The sequence below is a fragment of the Methanobrevibacter sp. genome (assembly GCF_045577275.1).
Lineage (GTDB): Archaea > Methanobacteriota > Methanobacteria > Methanobacteriales > Methanobacteriaceae > Methanobrevibacter.
In genome coordinates this window covers 1-3288 of sequence record NZ_JAZNIB010000050.1, presented here as the reverse complement: position 1 = coordinate 3288, position 3288 = coordinate 1, and the positions used below count along the sequence as shown (strand labels likewise).

General features: G+C 29.5%; 6 protein-coding genes. All 6 read left to right on the top strand.

The window, feature by feature from the left end:
- The first annotated feature begins 207 nt into the window (after positions 1-207).
- Complete coding sequence (locus ACKI67_RS01670; RefSeq protein WP_012956290.1) at positions 208-405, top strand: histone family protein; 198 nt, start codon at positions 208-210, stop codon at positions 403-405.
- A gap of 719 nt (positions 406-1124) precedes the next feature.
- Entirely contained in the window at positions 1125-1493 is a 369-nt protein-coding gene (gene rpl7ae / locus ACKI67_RS01665) for a 50S ribosomal protein L7Ae (RefSeq protein ID WP_292777681.1), read from the top strand.
- A 53-nt stretch (positions 1494-1546) separates the two neighbouring features.
- On the top strand, positions 1547-1753 hold the full coding sequence (locus ACKI67_RS01660; RefSeq protein WP_067146877.1) for a 30S ribosomal protein S28e: 207 nt from the start codon (positions 1547-1549) through the stop codon (positions 1751-1753).
- A gap of 43 nt (positions 1754-1796) precedes the next feature.
- The gene (locus tag ACKI67_RS01655) at positions 1797-1958 is read left to right on the top strand and encodes a 50S ribosomal protein L24e (protein WP_067146875.1); all 162 of its coding nucleotides are present in this window, start codon (positions 1797-1799) and stop codon (positions 1956-1958) included.
- On the top strand, positions 1955-2407 hold the full coding sequence (ndk, locus tag ACKI67_RS01650; RefSeq protein WP_407461657.1) for a nucleoside-diphosphate kinase: 453 nt from the start codon (positions 1955-1957) through the stop codon (positions 2405-2407). Before ACKI67_RS01655 ends, ndk begins: the two co-directional genes overlap by 4 nt.
- A gap of 149 nt (positions 2408-2556) precedes the next feature.
- Positions 2557-3288: GTP-binding protein (locus tag ACKI67_RS01645; RefSeq protein WP_407461656.1), on the top strand; the 732-nt coding region annotated here is incomplete at its 3' end.

Below are 3288 nucleotides of genomic sequence, written 5' to 3'. Positions count from 1 at the left end.
ATTATTTCCCAATTAGTATAATATTTTTTTATAAAATTTTGATATTTTTTATATTTTTTGTTAAGATTTGATTTGAAAAATAGATTATATTTTTTATAAATTATTACTAGGATTATGTAAATATTATCAAATTTTAAGCATTTTTATCGATATATTTATATATTAAAAAATATACAATTATTATTATAAAAATTTGAGGTGTTAAATATGGAATTACCAATCGCTCCTATCGGAAGAATATTAAAAAATGCTGGTGCTGAAAGAGTAGCTGATGCAGCTAAAGAAGAATTAGCTGAAGCAATTGAAGAATACGGAAACGAAATTGCTCAAAAAGCAGTTAACTTTGCACGCCACGCAGGCAGAAAAACTGTAAAAGCTGAAGACATTAAATTAGCAATTAAATAAGATTGCTGTTTAATTTTTTCTTATTAAGATCTAGATTAAAGTAATTTTTTACTTTTATCTTTTTCTTATGACTTTATACGAATTCTTTTTTATTTTTTTATTCTAATTTGAAAATCTGATTTGAATTAACAGATTTTCCTTTTTTTAGCCTATTTTTCTAATAACATTTATATACTATAATATACATATTTTATTATGTCTAGTTCTCTAGAATTTATTTCATTAATACTAAATTGAAAAATTTTATATTATTAGCTAATTTTACTTAAACTAATAATATTCATTGAAAATATTAAACTAAAATAAAATCGTTTTTTTAAAATTTATTTTAGGCTTTATTATTTAGTGATGTGAATATAATATTTAGAGTTATAGATTAAAACTTTAAATCTGTAATTTAATCGAATATCAAGCTTATCTAAGCGAACTTTTTACAAAATATTATATTTTTATTAAGTTTTATCTATAATTGATAAATTATTATTTATTGATTGATTTGTTGATTAATCGATTGATAAATTAATTATTTGATTATTGTGGTTATTTGATTGTTTTACTGATTTTTTATAGTGATATTGTCTAAAATGGACAGTTTCGCTGTTTTAATTATTATAATTGTATTATTCGTATATTGAAATCTAAAAAAAATATGGATTTCATTACAGTTATAATATTTGCCGATGGATGGCAAAAGCCAGATGAAAAAGGAGGTAAATTATATGGCAAACATTTATGTAAAATTTGATACACCTGAAGAAATCGCTAACAAAGCAGAAGAAGCTTTAGAAGTAGCACAAAATACTGGTAAAGTAGCAAAAGGAACTAACGAAGTAACTAAATTTATCGAAAGAGGAAACGCAGCTTTAGTCGTTATCGCAGAAGATGTTGATCCTGCTGAAATCGTTGCTCACATTCCTGTTCTTGCTGAAGAAAAAGAAATTCCTTACGTATACTTAGCTACCAAAGATAAAGTTGGTGCAGCTGCTGGTTTAAGTGTTGGAACTGCTTCCGCTTGTATCGTAGACGCTGGAGATGCTGCAGACTTAGTAGCAGAAGTTGTTGAAAAAGTTGCAGAACTTAAAGAATAAGTATTGCACTGTTTAGAAGATGTTTATCTTCACTATAATTAACAGGTGATAATATGGAAGAAGGAAGTCCAGCTGAAGTTATTGAAGTTCTTCACAGAACTGGAATGACTGGAGAAATCATGCAAGTAAAATGCAGAATTCTCGATGGAAGAGATAAAGGAAGAATTTTAACAAGAAATATCATGGGCCCTGTACGTGAAGGCGATATTTTAATGTTACTCGACACAATCAGAGAAGCTAAGGAGATTAGAACTCCATAATAACGTAAGTTATTAGGGCTTATAAATTAGAAGGTGTTTTAACATGAGAACTTGTTCATTCTGTGGTAAAGAAATAGAAGAAGGTACTGGAAAAATGTATGTTAAAAAAGACGGTTCCATCTATTTCTTCTGTAGTAGTAAATGTGAAAAAAATATGATAAAACTTGGTAGAGTACCAAGAAAAGTTAAATGGGTTAAACAATGATTGAAAGAAGCTTTGTTATGATGAAACCTGATGCGGTATCTAGACGTTTAATGGGTCAAATTTTAAGCCGTTTTGAAAATAAAGGTCTCAAAATTGTTGCTATGAAATTAAGACAAATTGACGAAGATTTAGCTAAAGAGCATTATGGTGAACATGCTGAAAAACCATTCTTTAATGGTTTAGTTGAATATATCACTTCTTCTCCTGCATTAACTATGGTTATTGAAGGTGACGATGCAATTTCAGTAATTAGAAAAATGGTAGGAGCAACCAATCCTAAAGAAGCAGATATTGGAACCATTAGAGGAGATTTCGGTATGGATACTGGAAGAAACATTATCCACGCATCCGATGCACCTGAATCTGCTAAAAGAGAAATCGCTCTTTTCTTTGACGAAGAAGAAATTTGTGATTATTCTATGTCTGATAACGCTTGGATTTACGAATAGATTCAAAATCTATTGATGGATTTTATTGAATTGCATATTCGTTGTCTATAATCATTAGCTATATTTAGCTTAAATTGATTGAAATTATATTGTTAAATTTATTGAATTTGTTTGATTTATTGAATTATTAAATTGTGAGTGGAGTAAAAATGAAGATTAGATCCCCAATTGTATCTGTATTAGGTCATGTAGACCATGGTAAGACTACCTTATTGGATTATATCAGAGGAAGTACTGTAGCTGATAGGGAAGCAGGTGGTATTACCCAACATATTGGAGCTACTGAAATCCCAATAGATACAATAAATGAAATTTGTGGAGATTTTATAGCTCGTTTATCAATTAAAGATACAATTCCAGGTTTATTTTTTGTAGATACTCCAGGGCATGCTGCATTTACATCACTTCGTAAACGTGGTGGAGCTTTAGCTGATTTAGCTATTTTAATTGTTGACATAAATGAAGGTTTCAAACCTCAAACCTATGAAGCAATTAATATTTTAAAGATGTATAAAACTCCATTTATTGTTGTAGCCAATAAAATTGATAGAATCTTTGGATGGGACATTCATGAAGGCGCTTCCTTTATGGAAAGTTTTAAAGAGCAAGCTCCAAGTGTACAAACCGAATTGGATTTGAAGGTTTATGAGCTTGTCGGTAAATTGCATGAAGAAGGATTCCAATCTGAACGATTTGACAGAGTAAGTGATTTTGCAAGCCAAATTACAATCATTCCAATATGTGCAAAGTCTGGTGAAGGTATTATTGAGCTTATTGCCATGTTATTAGGTTTGGCTCAAGAATATTTGACTGAACAATTGGAAATCCACGAAGACGCTCCTGCTAAAGGAACTGTCCTTGAAGTCAAGGAGGAAACCGGT

Bases quoted from the DNA above. Each gene is read 5' to 3' on its own strand.
- ACKI67_RS01670 (WP_012956290.1), top strand. From the start codon at position 208: ATGGAATTACCAATCGCTCCTATCGGAAGAATATTAAAAAATGCTGGT.
- rpl7ae (WP_292777681.1), top strand. From the start codon at position 1,125: ATGGCAAACATTTATGTAAAATTTGATACACCTGAAGAAATCGCTAAC.
- ACKI67_RS01660 (WP_067146877.1), top strand. From the start codon at position 1,547: ATGGAAGAAGGAAGTCCAGCTGAAGTTATTGAAGTTCTTCACAGAACT.
- ACKI67_RS01655 (WP_067146875.1), top strand. From the start codon at position 1,797: ATGAGAACTTGTTCATTCTGTGGTAAAGAAATAGAAGAAGGTACTGGA.
- ndk (WP_407461657.1), top strand. From the start codon at position 1,955: ATGATTGAAAGAAGCTTTGTTATGATGAAACCTGATGCGGTATCTAGA.